The following is a 20,121-nucleotide window of genomic DNA, read 5'->3' on the forward strand; positions in this document are numbered from 1 at the left end:
TTGCCCCACAGTTCCTTTGGATCTTGCTTGAATGTCTATGATTTCGTCACAACAAGCCGAACTCAAGTCTGAAATTATGGCAATGCCTAGCTGGTTACGTCGCCCTATTGGCAAAGCCAGTGAAATCTCTACCGTACAACGCATTATTAAGCAGCGCCAGATTCACACGATTTGCGAAGAAGGACGCTGTCCCAACCGGGGAGAGTGCTATGCCCAAAAAACTGCAACTTTCTTACTAATGGGGCCTACTTGCACACGCTCTTGTGCTTTCTGTCAAGTAGATAAAGGTCATGCACCAATGCCTCTTGATTTAGAGGAACCCCAAAAGATCGCACAGGCGGTGCAGCTTTTAGGATTGCGTTATGTGGTGCTGACTTCTGTAGCTCGTGATGACTTGCCCGATCAAGGCGCAGGGCACTTTGTGCAGACGATCGCGACTATCCGCCAGTTAAACCCAGAGACTCAAATTGAGGTGCTGACCCCAGATTTTTGGGGTGGTGCTGGTGTTGGGGAATCAGGTCAACGCCAGCGGATAGCGATGATTGTGAAAGCCAAACCAGCTTGTTTCAATCACAATATTGAGACAGTACGACGGTTAACTGGGCCAGTGCGTCGGGGTGCCAAGTACGATCGCTCGCTCTTGGTGCTGGCTATAGTCAAAGAAATCGATCCGACAATTCCCACCAAATCAGGTTTGATGCTAGGACACGGAGAAACACTTGATGAAGTCGTTGAAGCAATGACCGATTTAAGGGCTGTGGGGTGCGATCGCCTGACTATCGGGCAGTATATGCGTCCAACTCTTGAACATCTGCCAGTCCAAAAATATTGGAATCCAGAGGAATTCGAGCAACTTGGCATATTAGCATGGGAAATGGGATTCAATCATGTTCGTTCTGGGCCTCTGGTTCGCAGTTCCTATCATGCTGGAGAGGAGGGAGTGGGGAAGTAGTAGTGCTGAGTGCTGAGTGCTGAGTGCTGAGTGGGAAATCTTACTTCTTTACTCAGAACTCGGAACTCGGAACTCGGAACTGTTGTGCCCAATTCCCAACTTCACACAAATATTCTTAAAGAATTTGGGTATTTGGTACGCCAGTTTGGTATTTCTTAAAAAGTCCTGACATTAGGAGAATCGCATTATGACTGCTAAAGCTAAGAATTCCGCAGTTGCCGACAGTGGAGCTAAACCTCCCTACGCTTATCGCACAGGCTGGGCACTGTTCTTATTGGCTATCAATTTCCTGGTAGCAGCCTACTATTTCCACATTATTGAATAATTAGAAGTGGAATGGTGCTGCTCAAATCGTTCCTTTGAATAAACCTTTGGGACGAATGAGTAGCACCAAAATCATGATCAATAGTGCTACACCTTGTTTATACTGTGAACCCAGCCAAGGAGTGCTAATTTCCTGGACGATGCCAATGATAAAAGCTGCTGCGATCGCACCGTAGGGATTGCCAATGCCACCAAGTATTACTGAGGCAAATAATGGTAAAATTAGAAACCAACCCATATTGGGGCGCACGGCTGTAATTAACCCATACATACTTCCACCCAATGACGTAAGAGTGCCGGCAATTAGCCAAGTCCAGAAAATTACTCGGTCGACATTGATACCTGAAACCCTAGCTAAGTCCAGATCGTCGGCAACTGCTCGCATTGCCTTGCCAATTTTGGTATTTTGCAGCAGGTAATGCAGCGCCAAAATTGCTAGCACCGCCAACCCCAATACCAATAATTGATTTTGCGGCACTTTTAAACCCAAAATATCTAAAGCCGGAGTAACAGGTAAATTATAATTTTGGTTCTTGCCACCCCAGATAAAAATAATCCCATTGCGAAGAAATAAGGCAAGTCCGATAGAAATAATAATCAGCGTAGTGGAAGTAGCACGAATAGAGCGCATCTTTGACCATAACAACTTTTCCGATAACAGCATTGCTGCTACTGTTCCCACCGCCGCCAAAATCATTGACAGCCAAATATTAACTCCAATAGTGTTTATCAGCCAAGTCAGATAGGCTCCTAAAGTGAGAAAGTCACCATGAGCAAAGTTCGATAGCCGTAAAATTCCATAGGTAAGAGTGAGTCCGACTGCGGCTAAAGCAATAATGCTCCCCACCGCAATCCCATTAACGATTAGTTGGGCGAATTGTGTATCCATAAGTCTTAAGTTGCTTTTAAAAAATTTTAGGTCAGTGGCTCATAAAATATTTTTTTTGGTCTAGCTGCTAAACTCGACATCATAAGCTATGGTTTATAACAACATAAGTTATGGTTTATAAATAAAAAAGAATTGTCGGCTAATATACATAGAATCCTATTCGGATTTTTATGCGAAGCTAAACTTGTTCAGCGGTCTAGTTGACCATGCAGCAGTATTCAAGCTTATCAGACCAGAACTCACAGATAGATGTAACGCCAAAACTTTTGAGAACAATTGAGCAACTTCGCGCACAGCTGTGGCTGGAGAGCAGCTTGAACAAGTTGCAAAGTCGCCTTAATGATTGCCTGCTTTCTGCTTGTAACACTGTCCCACAGGCAGGAGCCGCACAAGCGGAAATTCTCCAAACTGTGGTTAACGAAATTAACAGTGCTGTTAACAGCAGTAATCTGGTGCTTGCAGATTGTGCCGTAGGCATCGCTCTGTTTCAACCACAAGAAACTGTTGCCACAGTTTGCTATATTTCTCGTTCTCCATCCCCAAACTCACAACCTTTATTTCTAGAAGTGCTGACAGCAGAAAAAAAGCTGCTGTTGAGATTGCAAGAGGTCATAAAACTCGAAGATTTGCAACAGCTTGAGAATCAACAACCACCCAGTGCTTGGCGGTTGGCTGATGATTCTGGCAGCGTCATAGGTTGGCTAATTATCGCGGCAACGCCCCTAAGCTCTGATCGTGAGTCGCTCATACAATCACAAGCTCAACTCAGATCACAATTGATGGCAAGGTCTGCCAAGTACTGTACTACAGCTTTGGTGCAACTTAGACACATCCTATCTTGGGAGCAACGGTATCAACAGTTAAGTAATTCTAATCAAGAATTGGAGCGCACCAATCAACTCAAAAATCAGTTTTTGGCAAATACCAGTCACGAAATTCGCACACCACTTAGTTCTATTATTGGTTTTACCCACCTGCTTTTAGCTCCAGGGTACGAACCAACTAGAGAACGCCAGCAAGAGTATTTAAATATCATTCAGTCTAGCGGCAAGCACCTGCTAGCTCTGATTAATGATATTTTGGATCTCTCTAAAATTGAAGCAAATCAGCTGGAAGTGCAGTGGGAAAAAGTAGATGTGCCAGTGCTGTGTAGCAACGTTTTGGCACTGGTGAAAGAGAAAGCCGCAAATAAGGGTTTGAAACTGTGCTTAGAACTTGAACCTGATATCACAACCCTAGTAGCTGACCCCTTACGACTCAAGCAAATGCTGTTGAATTTACTCTTCAACGCCCTAAAGTTTACTAGTAAAGGAAGTGTTGGTTTACAGGTTGTTTCCAAAGGTGTATCTGTGCATTTTACAGTTTGGGATACTGGCAGTGGCATTTCTCAAGAAGACCAAATTCAACTGTTTCAACCCTATTTCCAAATTGCCAAGGCCGTAGCTGATGGTGTTGAAGGTACTGGTTTGGGTTTAGCAGTGACTCAGAAACTTGCCCAAATTCATGGTGGTTCGGTGAAAGTTGAATCTGAAGTAGATCGCGGCTCCCGTTTTACCCTCGTACTTCCCCTTAAGCAAGAGGTGGGAGTGGGAGGAGATGAGGAAGTAGGGGAAGATGAGGGAGCAAGGGAAGCAAAATTTTCCTCATATCCTCTGCCTTTCACCCCTAGTTCTTCTGTAGAAATTTTGCTGGTAGAAAATGACTTACCCAACGCTGATTTGATGCAAATTTATCTACGTAAATTGGGATATCAAGTGACTTGGGTTAAGAATGCTGCCGAGATGTGGGAAACTCTAACTGAGTTAGAGCCTGTGGTGATTTTAATGGATGTTTATCTAGCAGATGGAAATGGTCTTAACTTGGTGCAACAACTGCGAGAACATCCACAATATCGGACGATTCCGGTAATTATTCAAACAGCAATGGCAATGAAAGGCGATCGCGAAACTTGTCTAGCCGCGGGAGTAGATGACTATATTTCTAAACCAATTGATTTACCACTTTTAGCCAGTCTGGTGGCCAAGTACAGTAAAGCACCAAACTCGGTTGATGAGGAATGAGGAGTGGGGAGCAGGGGGAAAATTCCTCTCCTCTGACACTTCCCCCTGCCCCAATGCCCCATGCTCAATGCCCCATAATTCATGACTACAATAGTGTTTATTGGGTGCTATAGGGTTTTGGCAGGATTGGGAAATGATGCTTACAGAAAAATTTGAGCAATTAAGAGCCTTATTTAGAGAAATGGAGCAGGCGTTGATTGCCTACTCTGGGGGCGTTGATAGCACTTTGGTTGCCAAAATTGCTTATGATGTGTTGGGCGATCGCGCTTTGGCTGTCACTGCTGTTTCTCCTTCGCTATTACCAGAAGAGTTGGAAGACGCCAAAATTCAAGCTGCAACTATTGGGATTCGTCATGAAATCGTCCAGACTCACGAGATGGAAAATCCCAATTACACCTCTAACCCGGTTAATCGCTGTTATTTTTGCAAAAGTGAATTGCACGACACTCTCAAACCTTTAGCTTTAGAGTTGGGTTATCCCTATGTAGTCGATGGGGTAAATGCTGATGATTTGCATGATTATCGCCCAGGAATTCAGGCGGCTAAGGAAAGAGGGGCGCGATCGCCCTTAGCAGAAGTGGGTGTCAGCAAAGTTGAAGTTCGCCAACTTTCGCAACAACTTGGTTTACCTTGGTGGGATAAACCTGCTCAACCTTGCCTCAGTTCTCGGTTTCCTTACGGTGAAGAGATTACTGTCGCTAAGTTGCAACGAGTCGGTAGAGGAGAAATGTATCTGCGAAAGCTAGGTTGGCAGAATTTGCGTGTGCGATCGGAAGGGGATACAGCACGCATTGAATTACCACCAGAACAAATTAAAGAGTTTGTGTTGACTAATGATTTACAAACATTAGTTTCTGCATTCCAAGATTTTGGATTTATCTATGTAACCTTAGATTTGGAAGGTTATCGTAGCGGTAAGTTGAATCAGGTTTTAAATCGGGAAGCCTTGGGCGTTAAAGCATAAGATTTTTAATTTATTTGCCTTCTAGAGAAACTAGAAAGCAACCGTTAATCCTCCAGATATTATCGGGCTGTTTTTCCATGAAATATAAAGCCCTCAAGGGAACTCCATCAGGAGAAAGTAGCAGCACTGGTTGAGTTATGTTTCCCTGGATGGATGTTACCTTTTCAAAAAAAACAGAACGAGGACGGTATACTGCCGGATAGCTTGTCTTTACCATCTGCATAAAATTTTCTGGGTTTCCGAATTGCGCCTGAATTGCTTGACTAGCGAAGGCAAAAGCACCTTGGGCATCATCCTTTTTAAAGGCTGCCAATTGGTGTTCAATTACAGAACGGATGTTGATGGTATCGCTGTCAGTAACTTCCATAAATGTCAAAATTGCGTAGGCGCAGCCCGTCGTAGACATCGCTCAAAATGTCGGTCAAGCGATCGCTCAATTACTCACGCTGAGTGAGCTTGTATTCTATCTGCTGTAGTGCTGTTCGCCACACATCATATCCTTCTTGAGACAGGTGCAATCCATCTGTAGTCAACTCTGGGCGCAAATTGCCTTCCATATCCGTAAACCAGCTATAAATATTTAGATAATTAGCGCCTTCTTGTTTGGCAATCAGGGTTAGTTGTGTGTTGATGTTACGAATGCGGCTATTGGAAAGTTTTGGTAGGCGAGTCGGCAAAATTGATTGGACAATGATTTGACTTTGGGGATGAGTCTGCCGTAAACGACGGACAATCCGGCGATAATTACGCAAAATTGCTTGATCGCTATCGCCTTTTCGTAAGTCGTTAATCCCAGCCATAATGTAAATTACATTTGGCCGTGTTGCCGAAAATGCTCCCAATCTTTTTAAAACGCCACTGGAAGTATCTCCAGATATGCCTTGATTTAGCCACAATTTACCAGCAGGTAGTTTTTCTCTAGGAAACCACATGCTTAAAGAATCACCAACTAAGATACTTAGATGATTGGCACCTTGACCTTGAGCGATCGCTCTTGCTTCTAAAGCTAATAAACTTTTCCAGTCGTCATAAGTTAGTTGACGTTTCTTGATCGACTCCCACAATGATTGCAAATTATCACTATTTACGCGTGTATAAATCTGACCTGTTTTCAGAGCCGCCAATCTTTGGTAGTAAAGCTGATTGCCAGATGTCAATAAGAGGCTAGTTGCTTGGGCGCTGGGGTTGATTAATGACTCTGTTGCGGCTGGTAGTCCCTGACTGCTGAATTCTGGTACGCTAGGGACGTTTTTCTCACCTACTGTTGGCTGCGAACTTTTTAGGGGTTGGAACGCTTGGCCGCTGAGTTCTGGTAAGGAGAGATCAACGCTGGGGATAATTTTTGTACTGACTATTGCCTGCGAACCCTGTTTTAAATCCCACAGGAACTTAGAACTTTCGGGCAGGACAATTGACAGATGTGGAAGAGCCGATGCTGGTATTGCTAATCCTGTTAACAAGCCTGCTGCCAACAGATAAGGGTCCCTCATCGTTTTCTCTCTCCTCTACTCACTGCTTTTCCCTATGACAGCATTAGTTGCCTGTATTCAGGAAAATTTTACTTCGGTTAAGTTATTATTCTTATTTACACTGTATAGTTCTGTAAAGCGTGTTCACGAGATTATATTTGACAATTTACGATCTCTTTAAAGTACGGTTTTCTCGGTGGTATAGAAGTCTTGTTTGTGAGAATCTTTCTACTGAAAGCATTGTTGTCATCAACCGACCACTTTCCACAACTCAGTTGTCACAAATATTGTAAGTGTTTGCAAACTTGGCGATTAGTGAGTAATTTTTGAGTATCTCAGGACAGAGGCTTTTGCTTTTGATATTGGTAATATAGGAAATAACCATTTGATTTCATGTTTCTAGCTTTCAGTAAATTGTAGCGATCGCATGAGAGTTTGCTAGACCGAGAGGCGATGTCCGACCACAAGCGGTTTCTCTACGATACGCTCCATGTAGCTTGCTTTTTTGTAGAAGCACACGTCTACCCTTTTTCATTTCTCATATTAAATTGAGCGGTGCAAATGCATCAGTTATCAAATATGGGATTAGTCAGATTAAAGATTCGAGAACTAGCAAAAGAGAAAGGATGGACACTAAAGGAAGTTTCTGACCGTTCTGGGGTAATTTACAGCACAGTTAGAAGTTATGCGCGTCGTCCGGCAATGACAACAGTTGACTTTACTGCTATCCACAAATTAGCTCGCACCTTTGATGTGACGATTGAAAATTTAGTGGAAATTCTGGAGGAATAGGCAAAAGTTTAACTGTTTAGAATATTGATATCATACGATGATGTGTCCTGAGTGAGCAAGCATCAAGTTTACCATACTGAGAAGTTTAGAACTCACTATAGGAATCATATTTGATTTCTTAAAAAATCTCAGTTGTCTTGTAGGATGTTTTAGCAGAGGGTAACGCGCCATTTCAAGCTTGTAGTACCGTACTCTCGGCAATACATAATATACGTATATTTCAAGAATAAAATACTAGTCCTATATACGTAATTTAAAAATTTATGTTTACTCATTGAAGTATGGGTTGAAACACATTTAAATTAAGTTTTACCTCTAGAGAATAACCTCATTGAAAGTGCTAAGATTTAGGCTGAATCATTAGTGTTTTCCTTTTATTCCGTGGCTAGAGCTAGTACAGCGATTGGTGTCAGTCCCATTATTAAAGAGATTGTGCAAAAACAGGCACATTCGACACGTTTGACCCTAAAAGAAGTTATTCTGATGGGGATGTTAGCTATTGACAAATTAGATGATCAAGGTCGTCAAGAGCTAGCGGATCAAGTTCATCAAATGCAGGTGAATGGAGAAATTTAAGTGAGTAATTATGAGTTAAGAGTTATGAGTTATAAATTTTAACTCCTCACTCCTGACTCTTCACTTAATTTGGTTATTTGCTAAATCGATAACGACTTCCCATTACATAATTCTCATTAATTTCAAAAGAAATCCATCGGCGTTGCAGAGTTTCAGCAACAAAGCCAGTTGTATTAGAACCTGCAAATGGATCTAATACCATATCACCTTCATCAGTTAAGAATTTGATGAAGAACTCGGCGAACCCTTGCGGAAAACGTGCTGGATGGGGTCTAATTTCTGCTGTTTTGCAGCGTCGTAAATAAGCACTATTAGATTCAGTATTCGCAATTTCTAGCAAATTCGGCGGAATTGCGCCCTGGTTATCCTTTTGGAATTTATCAGAAATATCATGTCCGCTAGGACGTATTTTTGCCTTATAACCATTTTTGAGTAATTGTTTCATACTTTGGCTATAGGGCTTTAAAACTTTTCTGTTATCTGCTTTAGGATGCGGTGTTTTAGATAACTACCAAACTGTATTGACTGAATCTTTGACGCGAATTCGCCTGATTGTCACCCACTCCGCAGGAGTTGGCAGTCGAGCCGGATTATAGTGGTAAAATTCTTGAGCAAGAAAGAAACCTACTTCCTTGCATAATCTGACCAAAAGCTCGTATTGGTAGATACTCCGCACGGGATTACCAGGTAGGTAAGCGCCGCCTAAATCTAATACGAATGAGCCATTATCTGCCAGGACTCTTTTAAATTCATAAGCAAAAGGTAGAAACCACTCAATATATTTTTCAGCAGTTTCGTTACCGTATTCTTTTTTGCGGGTGAGTGCGAATGGAGGTGATGTGATAATTAAATTAATACTATTAAGCTGTTACGCAGCTAAATTTAATAAACAGCATTACCTTTATTTTTAATTTTGCGTTCCCATTTAATAATAAGACCTCCTTCATTTAACAATTTATTTAACAACTCTTCTAGCTGTGATACTGACTCGAACAATCTATGAGCTATATATTCTTTTGCTGAATGCCAAACCAATTCAATCAAATTATAATCTGGACTATAAGGTGGTAGAAATTCCAGGATAATATTTGGCATTTCTGCCTTGATACGAACTAAAATATCTTTTCTTTTATGGAAGCTGGCATTATCTAAGATAATCACTATTTTCGCAGAACATTTATTGAAAGTCTCAATTCTATTTCCTTGCTCTATCCATTCTTGCAATAGAAAATTATTCAAAGATTGAAGCTGCTCATAAAATACATCGGCATTTCCTTTTTTAATCACAAAATTCATTCTCTTCTTGTCGTGATAACGTAACCCTCCCATAATATTTACTCTTCCTCTTCTTCTTTGACCTGTGATTTGTTTCCTTGTACCTTTCTTACCCCCAGTTTTTTCTTCTTATCACTCTTAAACTAAATCCACTCTCATCCCAAAACCATACCTGTAAACGCTCTGGGGCTTCCTTTGTTATTCTTAAGTATTCTGACAATTTTTCTTTAAATGCCTTACGCATTTCAGGATTCTGTTTGTCCTCTAGGCTGTATTTTGCCCAAAGGTAAACGTACTTTTTTTCGCTCTAATATTCTCCCAACTTGTGAACCACTTAACTTAATTCCTGTTATCTTTTCGAGGTATGTAGCTAGTCTTGCTGCTGTCCAACGACCAAATTCATACCCATACTCTAGTGGCTCTTTTTCAATTATTTCTAATAATAAATCCTCATATTCTTTGGTAACTTTGCGGAAGTTCCCTTCTCTTCTTCCATCTAAAAAACTTTCTAGGTTATCTGGATCGCCGTGAACTGCCCAATATGCTACTGTTGGATATGCAATATCTAAAAACTTACTAATCTCTTGATAAGTTTTTCCATCATTCATTAATAATAAAATCAGAATCTTTTCTCTTACGTAGGGATTTTCATGCTCTTTTAGCGTTTTTAGTAGCCTTTCCTTCTGCTCTTGGGAAAGATGATTTTTTGCTGGCATAGATGGCTGATACTAAATTAATTACTTAATCTAATATTATACAATCTAGCTGCGTAACAGCTTATCATCAATAAATTTAATAAGTTTAAGGCTATCACCTAAATATGCTGCTCCGTTCTGCTGGGTATAAAAAGGATTAAAATTTATTTCTTTTGGTGGTGTTATTGGTTCTTCTTGCAAAATTTATAAAATTAACTTGTTTTGGTATTGTTCAAGGATTTAATTTTAACAGTTATTTTTTAACGCAAAGGGACACAGAGTAAAGCGCAAAGTAACGCAGAGGAGTATATTAGCTTCAGACTTTTAATTAGCCTGGTAATTAGATTGTGCTAAATATTTTCTACACTGAAATTGATTTTTTCATAATACAGGCAATTTCACCATAACCAGGATTTCCAGTTAGCCCTTGTAAATTATTATGCTCTATATCTTCAAGTGATCCAAGCTTACTTGTCCATTTACCAGTAGGTAGTTGTCTAGCAATGTGAGTTGGTACTTTATTGGAATTAGCATATATGGCTATTCTTTGAAATCCCTCTTCTAAAACATCACCTTGACAAACTTCATAACCAAGTGTTTCAAATGCCTGTTGAAAAGCCTCTATAGTTTCTTCTCTGGGAACACTCAATGGCCAATAAAATTGATGTTGAATATCTGGCCACCACCATGTTTCATCATCCTCTGCTGCCCAAGCAACACAGTTGTAATCAATTGTATCTGGGCTGGTAAGTTTGTATCCATAGACTATGAGGTTAGGATAATCACGCTCAATTTTTTCTCTGACAAACTTAACCCAAGCGTTATTACCTACCACCTGTATCCTCTTTGCTTACCCCACTCCAACCAAGCTTTAGTCATTTCCTTTACTTTTCCCCTATATTCTTGAGGAACCGGATCTTCTCTACTGATGGATTTTAATGCCCAGAACCAGTGTCCAGATTTATTTTCCAGTTCCCTAAGCAAAAGTGGGATTACAGGTTTTCCCATGCCGATAATTTGCTGATATGCAGGGTGCATCGACATTTGGTTAGTAGATGATATCCCAAAAGTTTCTTCACGCCATTGCTTAACAAGCGTTGTAAACGTAGCTTCTATTTCTGAGATTTGCAGTTCTTCCATATTGCTGCTTATAACTAAGTTAATTTTAGGCGATCGCTCTATACAGTGAGGTTATGATCATCACACTTAATTTTTATCTGACAAAGTTAACCCAAGCGTTTCTATGAAACAAGCGGATTTTCAGTAGTCATAACCAAAACCTAAATAATATTTATTAAGTTAGTGCATTATTAATTTCCCTAAACAACGCTTCTCTCACATCATTATTTAAGCAAGATTTGCACCATTGATTCACAAGAGTTTCCCAGACGCTTGTTGAACTTTTAATCACTCGATCACCAACCATTGATGTCCACCTATGATGATCAGGTTCTAACATGGAGTCATCAAGGTATGTCAGAAGTGTGCCTGCTCCAATTCCAAATCTAGCTGGAAGATCTGGCCATGCGAGTTGTTTTAGTTCTTTAAAAACAACACGTTCAGGAGCTTCAGTTCCAGGAAGAGTTATACAACTACCGTTAGATACAACATCTCCATCCAGTACAGCAATCGATTTGTAGGGCAATTTATTATTTTTTGCAAGATTCCCCATGATTTGAACAACATTGGATGGTCCCACAGGAACTATTGCCAAACGTGTAAGCAGTTCTGCTGAATCAGGATTACTTGCTAGTATTTCGCGTAAAAATATTTCCGAATCTCTGTCTTCTACAAAAATGTATAGTTCAGGATGTACATTTTCGTCCAAACGGCTCAAAGCAAATTCTGGAGTCGCTCCATAAACTATATTTGTCCCAGATGGACCAGGCAGTAGCATTATCCTTAGGCCATTGTCCAGCAAGATGCTGCTGTCGGATTTTGTCTATTTCTTGTTGATCCATTTTGTTTTCTTAACCTTTAAATTACTGACTAAAAAATATCCGATTTTTTGGTAGTGATTCTAATTATATACTTACAACACTAGTAGCCATATTAACCAAATCTACCAGCAGTCCAATACTATACTACTCGGTTTAGGAATCAGGTGAAGATGAGGTTGAAACCGCAGTATGCAGTATTACCAGCAGTCGAAAAATCAACAATGTTGCGTAAATCAAGACATAGGTTAGCCAACAGTGAAGTGAGCTAAACCAACCACACAGGCTTTATGACCACTATAGAAAATCCCCCACCTTGCGGCAGGGGATTTTTATTACTTATCTACAAAACTAGTAGCGGAATTAACCGAACTTACCAGCAGTAGAAGCAATCAAGAACGCGGCGTAAGTCACGATGTAGCCAACAGTGAAGTGAGCTAGACCAACTACACGAGCTTGAACAATTGACAGAGCAACGGGCTTGTCTTTCCAGCGAACTAGGTTAGCTAGAGGAGTGCGTTCGTGTGCCCAAACAAGGGTTTCAATCAACTCTTGCCAGTAACCTCTCCAGGAGATTAGGAACATGAAGCCAGTAGCCCAAACTAGGTGTCCAAATAAGAACATCCAAGCCCAGACAGACAGGTTATTCACGCCGTAAGGGTTGTAACCGTTAATCAACTGAGCAGAGTTAGCCCAGAGGTAATCGCGGAACCAGCCCATGAGATATGTAGAGTTCTCATTAAACTGAGCTACGTTGCCTTGCCAAATACCTAGATGTTTCCAATGCCAGTAGAAGGTCAACCAACCAATGGTGTTGAGCATCCAGAATGTAGCGAGGTAGAAGGAATCCCATGCTGAGATGTCGCAAGTACCGCCACGACCGGGGCCGTCGCAAGGGAAGGCATAGCCGAAGTCCTTTTTATCGGGCATCAGCTTAGAACCACGGGCATCCAAAGCACCTTTAACCAAGATCAAGGTGGTGGTGTGCAGACCTAAAGCGATCGCATGGTGTACCAAGAAATCGCCAGGGCCAATTGTCAAGAACAGGGAGTTAGTACCAGCATTGATGGCATCTAACCAGCCTGGAAGCCAAACGTTAGCGTAGTTAGGCCATGCTGTGTAAGCAATACTATCTGGGTTAGATAGCAAAGTATCTAAACCGTATAGTACTTTACCGTTTGCAGCTTGGACGAATTGAGCAAATACTGGCTCAATCAAGATTTGCTTTTCAGGAGTACCGAAAGCAACTACTACGTCGTTGTGTACGTACAAACCAAGGGTGTGGAAGCCCAAGAAAAGGGATACCCAGCTAAGGTGGGAAATAATCGCTTCTTTGTGCTTCAGCACGCGGTCAAGTACGTTGCCTTTATTTTGTTCTGGATCGTAATCACGTACCCAGAAGATTGCTCCGTGAGCAAAAGCACCAAGCATCAGGAATCCAGCAATATACTGGTGATGCGTGTACAACGCTGCCTGAGTTGTGTAGTCCTTCGCAATAAATGCGTAGGAAGGCATGGAGTACATGTGCTGCGCTACCAGGGAAGTAACAACACCTAGCGCTGCTAAGTGCCAACCCAATTGGAAGTGCAGGGAGTTGTTGTAGGTGTCGTAGATACCTTGGTGAGGTAGGTTAAACGGGCCTTCAACTGGAATACCAAAGAAACTCTTGGCATTTAATGCTTCTTTGAGACTGTGACCAATCCCAAAGTTTGTCCGGTACATGTGACCAGCAACGATGAATAAAACTGCGATCGCTAGGTGGTGATGAGCTATGTCAGTCAGCCACAAAGCTTCTGTCTGGGGATGGAAACCACCCAAGAAACTCAGAATTGCAGTTCCTGCACCTTGCGATGTCCCGAAGATATGTCCAGGAGTGTCAGGGTTTTGAGAGTAAACACCCCAGTTGCCTGTAAAGAATGGTGTTAAACCGGCTGGGTGGGGTGGGGTATTCAGGAAGTTATCCCAACCTACGTGCTGACCGCGAGCTTCGGGGACAGCAACGTGAATTAAGTGACCAGCCCAAGCCAATGAACTAACACCAAACAAACCTGCTAAGTGGTGGTTTAGGCGGTGTTCCGCGCTCTTAAACCATGCCAAGCTAGGACGGTACTTGGGTTGCAAGTGCAGCCAACCAGCAAACAGTAATACAGCAGCGAATAATAGCAAGAACACTGAACCGTTGTACAGTTCGCCGTTATTCCGCATACCGATGGTGTACCACCAATGGTAAAGACCAGAGTAGGTAATGTTTACCGGATTGCTAGCGCCTGCTTGGGTAAAAGCTTCGATCGCTGGTTTACCAAAGTGGGGGTCCCAAATCGCATGGGCGATGGGACGGATGTGAAGGGGATCTTTAATCCACTGTTCAAAGTTACCTTGCCAGGCTACGTGGAACAGGAGGCTGGATGCCCACAGGAAGATGATTGCCAAGTGACCGAAGTGAGTTGCGAAAATCTTTTGGTAAAGATTTTCTTCCGTCATGCCATCATGGGTTTCAAAATCGTTGCCTGTAGCGATCGCATACCATATCCGACGAGTCGTCGGGTCCTGTGCGAGATCCTGGCTAAATTTCGGAAATTTTGTCGCCATAGGTTTAATAAATCCTCTGACCTTTAGCCATCAAATACCAGCGTTTAGAGTCCTGAGTTTTGAGTCCTGAGTACCAAGTTTTGAGTATTTTCTCAGCACTCAGCACTCAGCACTCAGCACTCCACAACTGATTGCTACCCTACTGAAAGGATGTGTGCATGGAAGAATGCCCAAGTTGTGGCAATTCCTCCCAAGAGGTAGTGAGCTACCCCTACAGCCCGACCCTGAATAATGCTCAGAGCGCGAGGCTGAATTGCTGGTGCTACCTTCAGTTTGTTATGCGCCCAAACAATGGACTCAATCAGTTCTTGCCAGTAGCCGCGACCACTGAACAGGAACATCAAGCTGAATGCCCAGACAAAGTGAGCGCCTAAGAAGAGTAGACCATAGGCAGATAGCGCGCTGCCATAGGAATTGATGACTTGTGTAGCTTGTGCCCACAAGAAGTCTCGTAACCAACCGTTAATGGTAATGGCGCTTTGGGCGAAGTTACCACCAGTGATGTGAGTTACAGTCCCATCTGCATCTACGGTTCCCCAAACATCTGATTGCATCTTCCAGCTGAAGTGGAAAATTACAATAGACAGGGAGTTGTACATCCAGAAAAGTCCGAGGAATACGTGATCCCAACCGGAGACTTGACAGGTACCGCCACGACCGGGGCCGTCGCAAGGGAAGCGGAAGCCCAAGTTTGCTTTGTCTGGAATCAGACGAGAGCTACGGGCGTACAGCACACCTTTGAGCAGAATTAGGACGGTGACGTGAATGGTGAAAGCGTGAATGTGGTGAATTAGGAAGTCCGCTGTGCCCAAAACAATGGGTGCAGCTGCCACTTTACCGCCAACAGCCAAGACACCGCCGCCAAAGACATAGCTAACTGGTTCTAGGGCATTGGGTGCAGTTGTACCAGGAGCCAAGGCGTGGATATTTTGTATCCACTGGGCAAATACTGGCTGCAATTGAATCCCTGTATCAGAGAACAAGTCTTGAGGACGACCCAATGCACGCATTGTGTCGTTGTGGATGTAAAGTCCAAAGCTATGGAAGCCGAGGAAAATAGACACCCAGTTTAGATGAGAAATAATCGCATCCCGGTGACGAATTACCCGATCCAGCACGTTGTTTTGGTTCACAACTGGATCGTAATCCCGCACCATGAAGATAGCAGCGTGAGCCGCTCCACCAACGATTAAGAAGCCACCAATCCAAATATGGTGAGTGAATATGCACAACTGCGTAGCGTAATCAGTTGCCAAATATGGATAGGGGGGCATCGCGTACATGTGATGCGCGATGATGATGGTCAGCGAACCCAAGAAGGCTAAGTTAGTAGCCAACTGAGCATGCCAAGATGTGGTCAGGTTTTCGTAGAGACCTTTGTGACCTTCACCGGTGAAAGGACCTTTGTGGTTTTCTAGAATCTCTTTAATGCTGTGACCAATACCCCAGTTGGTACGGTACTGGTGACCAGCAACGATAAAGAGAACTGCGATCGCTAAGTGGTGATGAGCAATGTCAGTCATCCACAAGCCGCCTGTTACTGGGTTTAGACCGCCCTTGAAGGTCAGGAAGTCAGCATACTGACCCCAGTTCAAGGTGAAGAAAGGTGCTAAACCAGCAGCAAAGCTGGGATACAACTCGGTCAACAAGTCTTTGTTCAAGATGAACTCGTGGGGCAAGGGGATGTCTTTGAGAGCAACACCTGCATCCAAAAGCTTGTTGGTCGGATTGGACACGTGGATTAAGTGACCTGCCCATCCCAAGGAACCACAACCTAGCAGTACTTGCAAGTGGTGATTCAGCATCGACTCCACATTCTGGAACCATTCCAGTTTGGGAGCGCGTTTGTGGTAATGGAACCAGCCGGCAAATAGGAACAAGCCTGCTAATACCAAGCCACCGATCGCTGTTACATAAAGCTGGAAGGAGTTTGTGATCCCCCAACCACGCCATACTTGGAACAAACCGGAGGTGATTTGAATACCGTGGAAACCACCGCCAACATCACCGTTTAAAATGTCTTGCCCGACAATGGGCCAAACAACTTGGGCACTTGGTTTAACGTTTAACGGGTCGCTTAACCAAGCTTCGTAGTTAGAAAACTTCGCGCCGTGGAAAATCATCCCGCTCAACCAAACCATCACTACGGCTAAGTGGCCGAAGTGGGCTGAGAATATCTTGCGGGATATATCTTCTAAATCGCTTGTATGTGTATCAAAATCATGGGCGAGTGCGTGCAGGTTCCAAATCCATGTGGTGGTTTTGGGACCTCTGGCTAAGGATCTGTCAAAATGTCCAGGTTTTGCCCATGCCTCAAATGAGGTTGGAACTGGGTCATTATCGACGATTACTCTTGCCTTTTTTTCCTCTCGCTCCGGAGGACTTATTGTCATTTGACCTCCTCTCTTGATAAGGAATGAGGAATCATGAATACCACAAAGTGAACCATTACCGGATACTCAGAATTTTACTGAAGCCGCGATGAAGACCCTATGTGGAGAGTTGTTTCTCGTTGAATTATAGAGTCTTCACCTGCACTTTGTTGGAGATATTTTAACAATAATTCAAACTTGGTGGAATATTGCTGGAATTCCCGCCTTATCTGCCTTTTAACTTCAAACTATTTGTCTAAAAGTCAATAGATTAACCATTTTAATTTACAAAGAATAACAATTCGTAAGTTTTATGGTTTTGCTGTATGCGTTGGGCGTTCCAGCTTTTACTTCTATTACTCATGAACATTTGTGTCATCTTTCCATTGTTGTAAGTAAAAAGCTGTAAAAAGTATGACTTATTTTCAAATCTACTGAAATAGACACAGGAAAACTTCGGCGATGTGAGGTAGATTTCACCTTTTGGGCTATAGTTCCAGATGGACAGTTTGAGCCAAAATAATCTGTCAATTGTCGAAGACTATCACTGGGTGCAACGCATGAACTCGTGGCAGAAAAGGGTGTTAGAGAAGCTCCTCCCTGAGAGGTTCCCGATTCTCAGGTGGATAATGACATTGTTGCTGGTATTAAGCTTGACCAGTTGCGGCGAGAAAGTCGCTAGCCAAGAAGTATCTAATAGCTATAGAGAAAACTCTCCACAGATTTCTCAAATTTCAAAGCAATTTTCGGAAGTTTCCCCACCATCTGTTATTCAAGAACTGCGGACAATTTTGGAAGTTTATCAGCCACAAGTGACAATTGTTACTCCAAAATCTGATGAAGTTTTCCAAGATGATAAAATCACAGCCAGTTTTCAGGTTAAGGATCTACCAATATTTAAAGATCCACAATTACAACTGGGGCAACATCTACACGTAATTCTGGATAATCAACCTTATATACCTGTTTACGACCTGAATCAGCCCTTGGTTTTGCCAGACTTGTCTCCAGGTACTCATACCCTGCGCGTCTTCGCTTCTCGTCCTTGGCATGAAAGCTTTAAGAATGATGGCGCATATGCCCAGACAACATTTCACGTCTTTACCAAAACCGACGACAACAACCCAGATCCTAAATTACCCCTGCTAACTTACAGCCGTCCTCAAAGCAGCTATGGGGCAGAGCCAATATTACTGGATTTTTATCTAACTAACGCTCCCCTACACCTGGTTGAGAAGGAAAACACTAACGACGGATTTAGTGATTGGCGTATCCGCGTCACAATTAATGGTGAAAGCTTTATTTTCGATCGCTGGCAAGCTGTTTATCTTAAAGGCTTCCAAACTGGTAAAAACTGGATAAAGTTAGAATTTCTCGATAATCAGGGAAATCCTCTCAAAAATGCCTTTAATACCACAGTCCGGTTGATTGACTACCAGCCAAAGGGTAAAGACACTTTATCAAAAATTGTGAGAGGAGAACTCACAGCAGATGAGGTGCGGGGCATTGTAGACCCGAATTATAGACTTGCACCTAAAACTACACCTACGCCTTCTGTTGAAAAAACACCCCAAATACAACCGAAGCTAGAAAAACAGCCCATTCCTGAAACGGAAATTCCAAAAGAATCTAAAACACAGCCAGAAAAACCAAAATTGGAAGTTCCAACGGCTGTACCATCTCCTACCTTATCCCCGACACCATCAGAAATAATTACGCCAACACCAGAACCACAACCAGAGGTAACGCCGACTCCTGAATCAACGCCGTTACCCGAAAAAGTTACGCCCCAGCCAACAAAACCTAGATTTGGCGGATTTTTTAACCGTGGGGCTGGTAAAGCTCCCACACCACAAACAACAGTTGCACCATCTCCTAGTTTGCCACCCACGCTGCCAGAGATTATCGAGTCTCCAGTACCAGAAATAATTACGCCAACACCAGAACCACAGCCAGAGGTAACGCCAACTCCTGAATCAACGCCGTTACCCGAAAAAGTTGTCCCTCAGACAAAAAAATCTAAATTTGGCGGATTTTTTAACCGTCAAACGGGCAAGACACCAACTCCACAAGTAACAGTTGCGCCATCTCCTACCTTGCCACCAACGCTGCCAGAGATTATCGAGTCTCCAGCACCAGAAGCACAGCCGGAGGTAACGCCAACTCCTGAATCAACGCCGTTATCTAAAATAAGCGCTCCCGAAGCAGAAAAACCAGAGTTAACCAAAAATACTCAACTGTAACTCTTGCGCTAAAGCCTCAACAAATGCGATCGCACTTACAGGATTTCCGATATTATCCAACCCAGGACTGTAGCAAGCGATCGCTCCCTCACCTGGTACTATTGCTACAAGTCCACCACCAATCCCTGATTTCATCGGTAAACCAATCTTGACTGCAAACTCGGCAGAAGCTTCGTACAGTCCACAAGTTAACATCACAGCATTGACAATTCGGCGGTTTTGTGAATTTAAAAAGTTATTTTCACAAGCTAGAAGTTTTCCTAACAAGGCTAAATCTTCAACCTGCCCAGATATGCAGCATATTTGCTCGTAGGTGTCAAGTGCTGTTTCAATATTTTCTAGATGTCCAGCTTCGGCAAGATGATTTGCGATCGCTTCATTGGCTGTTGAGCGGGTTAATCGCACTGAAGCCAGCATTACCTCATCTAAGCTTAATTTGCAACCTGCTAATTGGTTGAGCCATTGACAAAATAAAAGAGTGCGTTGATTAGCATCCTTTCCTGGTAACTTATCAGCGAGGGTGATTGCCCCACTATTAATCATCGGGTTACGGGGGCGGCCGCGATCGCTAACTAATTGTTCTAAAGAATTGAAGGGTGCATCCGATGGTTCCACCCCAACCCACTTAAAAACCGTTTCTACTCCAAAATGTTCCAGCAGATAAAGGAGAGAAAATGTCTTAATCACACTCATTAGCGGGAAAATGCAAGCTATATCCCCAAAAATGATATTTTTTCCCGATTCACAGCAGATATGGGCTGCAAACCAACCAGGATCAGCTTTAGCTAATTGCGGAATGCGATCAATAACTCGTCCCCGTTTAGCCTGGAATTTAGCTTGTTCTACCCAAACTGATAACTCCGTACTAGTTAATTTTTCCAATCCTTCCACAACAGATACAGCCACCTTAAATTACATATAGTCAATAAGCATAAAGCTTGCATTTATTAATTACGAATTACGAATTACGAATTACGAATTATT

At 42.7% G+C, this 20,121-nt stretch carries 18 protein-coding genes and 2 pseudogenes; 7 read left to right on the plus strand and 13 right to left on the minus strand.

The features are described 5' to 3' along the window. Window positions 1-37 precede the first annotated feature (37 nt). Together lipA and psaX are read left to right on the plus strand one after the other, a co-directional pair. Window positions 38-952, plus strand: a complete 915-nt coding sequence (gene lipA / locus HUN01_RS15095; RefSeq protein ID WP_181932698.1) for a lipoyl synthase — start codon at window positions 38-40, stop codon at window positions 950-952. Between the two features lie 187 nt (window positions 953-1,139). Beyond that, window positions 1,140-1,277 (plus strand): photosystem I protein PsaX, encoded by a 138-nt coding sequence (psaX, locus tag HUN01_RS15100; RefSeq protein ID WP_181931953.1) that lies wholly within the window; start codon window positions 1,140-1,142, stop codon window positions 1,275-1,277. A gap of 21 nt (window positions 1,278-1,298) precedes the next feature. Here the strand turns inward: psaX and HUN01_RS15105 are convergent, their stop codons facing one another. Continuing rightward, the gene (locus HUN01_RS15105; RefSeq protein WP_181931954.1) at window positions 1,299-2,165 is read right to left on the minus strand and encodes a branched-chain amino acid ABC transporter permease; all 867 of its coding nucleotides are present in this window, start codon (window positions 2,163-2,165) and stop codon (window positions 1,299-1,301) included. 206 nt (window positions 2,166-2,371) lie between these two features. Between HUN01_RS15105 and hrmK the strand changes: the two genes are divergently transcribed. After that, complete coding sequence (gene hrmK, locus HUN01_RS15110) at window positions 2,372-4,225, plus strand: hybrid histidine kinase/response regulator HrmK (protein WP_181931955.1); 1,854 nt, start codon at window positions 2,372-2,374, stop codon at window positions 4,223-4,225. A gap of 136 nt (window positions 4,226-4,361) precedes the next feature. Beyond that, complete coding sequence (larE, locus tag HUN01_RS15115; protein WP_181932699.1) at window positions 4,362-5,189, plus strand: ATP-dependent sacrificial sulfur transferase LarE; 828 nt, start codon at window positions 4,362-4,364, stop codon at window positions 5,187-5,189. A gap of 10 nt (window positions 5,190-5,199) precedes the next feature. Here the strand turns inward: larE and HUN01_RS15120 are convergent, their stop codons facing one another. The 3 genes from HUN01_RS15120 to HUN01_RS36100 all read right to left on the minus strand — a co-directional run bounded on the left by HUN01_RS15120 (window position 5,200) and on the right by HUN01_RS36100 (window position 7,193). Further along, window positions 5,200-5,556, minus strand: coding sequence for a DUF4864 domain-containing protein (locus HUN01_RS15120; RefSeq protein ID WP_181932700.1), 357 nt, complete (start codon window positions 5,554-5,556; stop codon window positions 5,200-5,202). A gap of 70 nt (window positions 5,557-5,626) precedes the next feature. Then, window positions 5,627-6,679, minus strand: coding sequence for an SGNH/GDSL hydrolase family protein (locus HUN01_RS15125; protein WP_181931956.1), 1,053 nt, complete (start codon window positions 6,677-6,679; stop codon window positions 5,627-5,629). 385 nt (window positions 6,680-7,064) lie between these two features. Continuing rightward, a complete protein-coding gene (locus HUN01_RS36100; protein ID WP_257798310.1) occupies window positions 7,065-7,193 on the minus strand; it encodes a hypothetical protein in 129 nt (42 codons plus the stop codon). A 44-nt stretch (window positions 7,194-7,237) separates the two neighbouring features. On the opposite strand from HUN01_RS36100, the gene HUN01_RS15130 reads away from it, so the two are divergent. Both HUN01_RS15130 and HUN01_RS15135 read left to right on the plus strand, forming a co-directional pair. Beyond that, window positions 7,238-7,450: a helix-turn-helix domain-containing protein gene (locus HUN01_RS15130; protein ID WP_181932701.1), complete on the plus strand. Its 213-nt coding sequence runs from the start codon at window positions 7,238-7,240 to the stop codon at window positions 7,448-7,450. Between the two features lie 363 nt (window positions 7,451-7,813). Further along, window positions 7,814-8,026: a hypothetical protein gene (locus tag HUN01_RS15135; RefSeq protein ID WP_100899890.1), complete on the plus strand. Its 213-nt coding sequence runs from the start codon at window positions 7,814-7,816 to the stop codon at window positions 8,024-8,026. Window positions 8,027-8,099: 73 nt separating this feature from the next. On the opposite strand, the pseudogene HUN01_RS15140 reads toward HUN01_RS15135, so the two are convergent. The 8 genes and pseudogenes from HUN01_RS15140 to psaA all read right to left on the minus strand — a co-directional run bounded on the left by HUN01_RS15140 (window position 8,100) and on the right by psaA (window position 16,915). Next, window positions 8,100-8,882 (minus strand): annotated as a pseudogene (locus HUN01_RS15140) (DNA-methyltransferase). Window positions 8,883-8,908: 26 nt separating this feature from the next. Beyond that, a pseudogene (locus tag HUN01_RS15145) lies at window positions 8,909-10,017 on the minus strand (IS630 family transposase). A gap of 45 nt (window positions 10,018-10,062) precedes the next feature. After that, window positions 10,063-10,197: a hypothetical protein gene (locus tag HUN01_RS36105; protein ID WP_257798312.1), complete on the minus strand. Its 135-nt coding sequence runs from the start codon at window positions 10,195-10,197 to the stop codon at window positions 10,063-10,065. Between the two features lie 160 nt (window positions 10,198-10,357). Next, entirely contained in the window at window positions 10,358-10,831 is a 474-nt protein-coding gene (locus tag HUN01_RS15150; RefSeq protein ID WP_181931957.1) for a DUF7689 domain-containing protein, read from the minus strand. Further along, window positions 10,825-11,136, minus strand: a complete 312-nt coding sequence (locus HUN01_RS15155; RefSeq protein WP_181931958.1) for a hypothetical protein — start codon at window positions 11,134-11,136, stop codon at window positions 10,825-10,827. The genes HUN01_RS15150 and HUN01_RS15155 overlap by 7 nt, the downstream gene beginning before the upstream one ends. Window positions 11,137-11,290: 154 nt before the next feature. Further along, on the minus strand, window positions 11,291-11,893 hold the full coding sequence (locus tag HUN01_RS15160; protein WP_181931959.1) for a hypothetical protein: 603 nt from the start codon (window positions 11,891-11,893) through the stop codon (window positions 11,291-11,293). Between the two features lie 403 nt (window positions 11,894-12,296). After that, window positions 12,297-14,522 (minus strand): photosystem I core protein PsaB, encoded by a 2,226-nt coding sequence (psaB, locus tag HUN01_RS15165; RefSeq protein WP_181931960.1) that lies wholly within the window; start codon window positions 14,520-14,522, stop codon window positions 12,297-12,299. A 134-nt stretch (window positions 14,523-14,656) separates the two neighbouring features. Beyond that, window positions 14,657-16,915 (minus strand): photosystem I core protein PsaA, encoded by a 2,259-nt coding sequence (gene psaA / locus HUN01_RS15170; protein ID WP_181931961.1) that lies wholly within the window; start codon window positions 16,913-16,915, stop codon window positions 14,657-14,659. A 539-nt stretch (window positions 16,916-17,454) separates the two neighbouring features. On the opposite strand from psaA, the gene HUN01_RS15175 reads away from it, so the two are divergent. Next, window positions 17,455-19,137: a hypothetical protein gene (locus HUN01_RS15175; protein ID WP_181932703.1), complete on the plus strand. Its 1,683-nt coding sequence runs from the start codon at window positions 17,455-17,457 to the stop codon at window positions 19,135-19,137. Here HUN01_RS15175 and glsA read toward each other — a convergent pair. After that, window positions 19,114-20,043 (minus strand): glutaminase A, encoded by a 930-nt coding sequence (glsA, locus tag HUN01_RS15180; protein ID WP_420832800.1) that lies wholly within the window; start codon window positions 20,041-20,043, stop codon window positions 19,114-19,116. The two genes, HUN01_RS15175 and glsA, sit on opposite strands and share 24 nt — an antisense overlap. Window positions 20,044-20,121 lie beyond the last annotated feature (78 nt).

The sequence above is a fragment of the Nostoc edaphicum CCNP1411 genome (assembly GCF_014023275.1).
Classification (GTDB): domain Bacteria; phylum Cyanobacteriota; class Cyanobacteriia; order Cyanobacteriales; family Nostocaceae; genus Nostoc; species Nostoc edaphicum_A.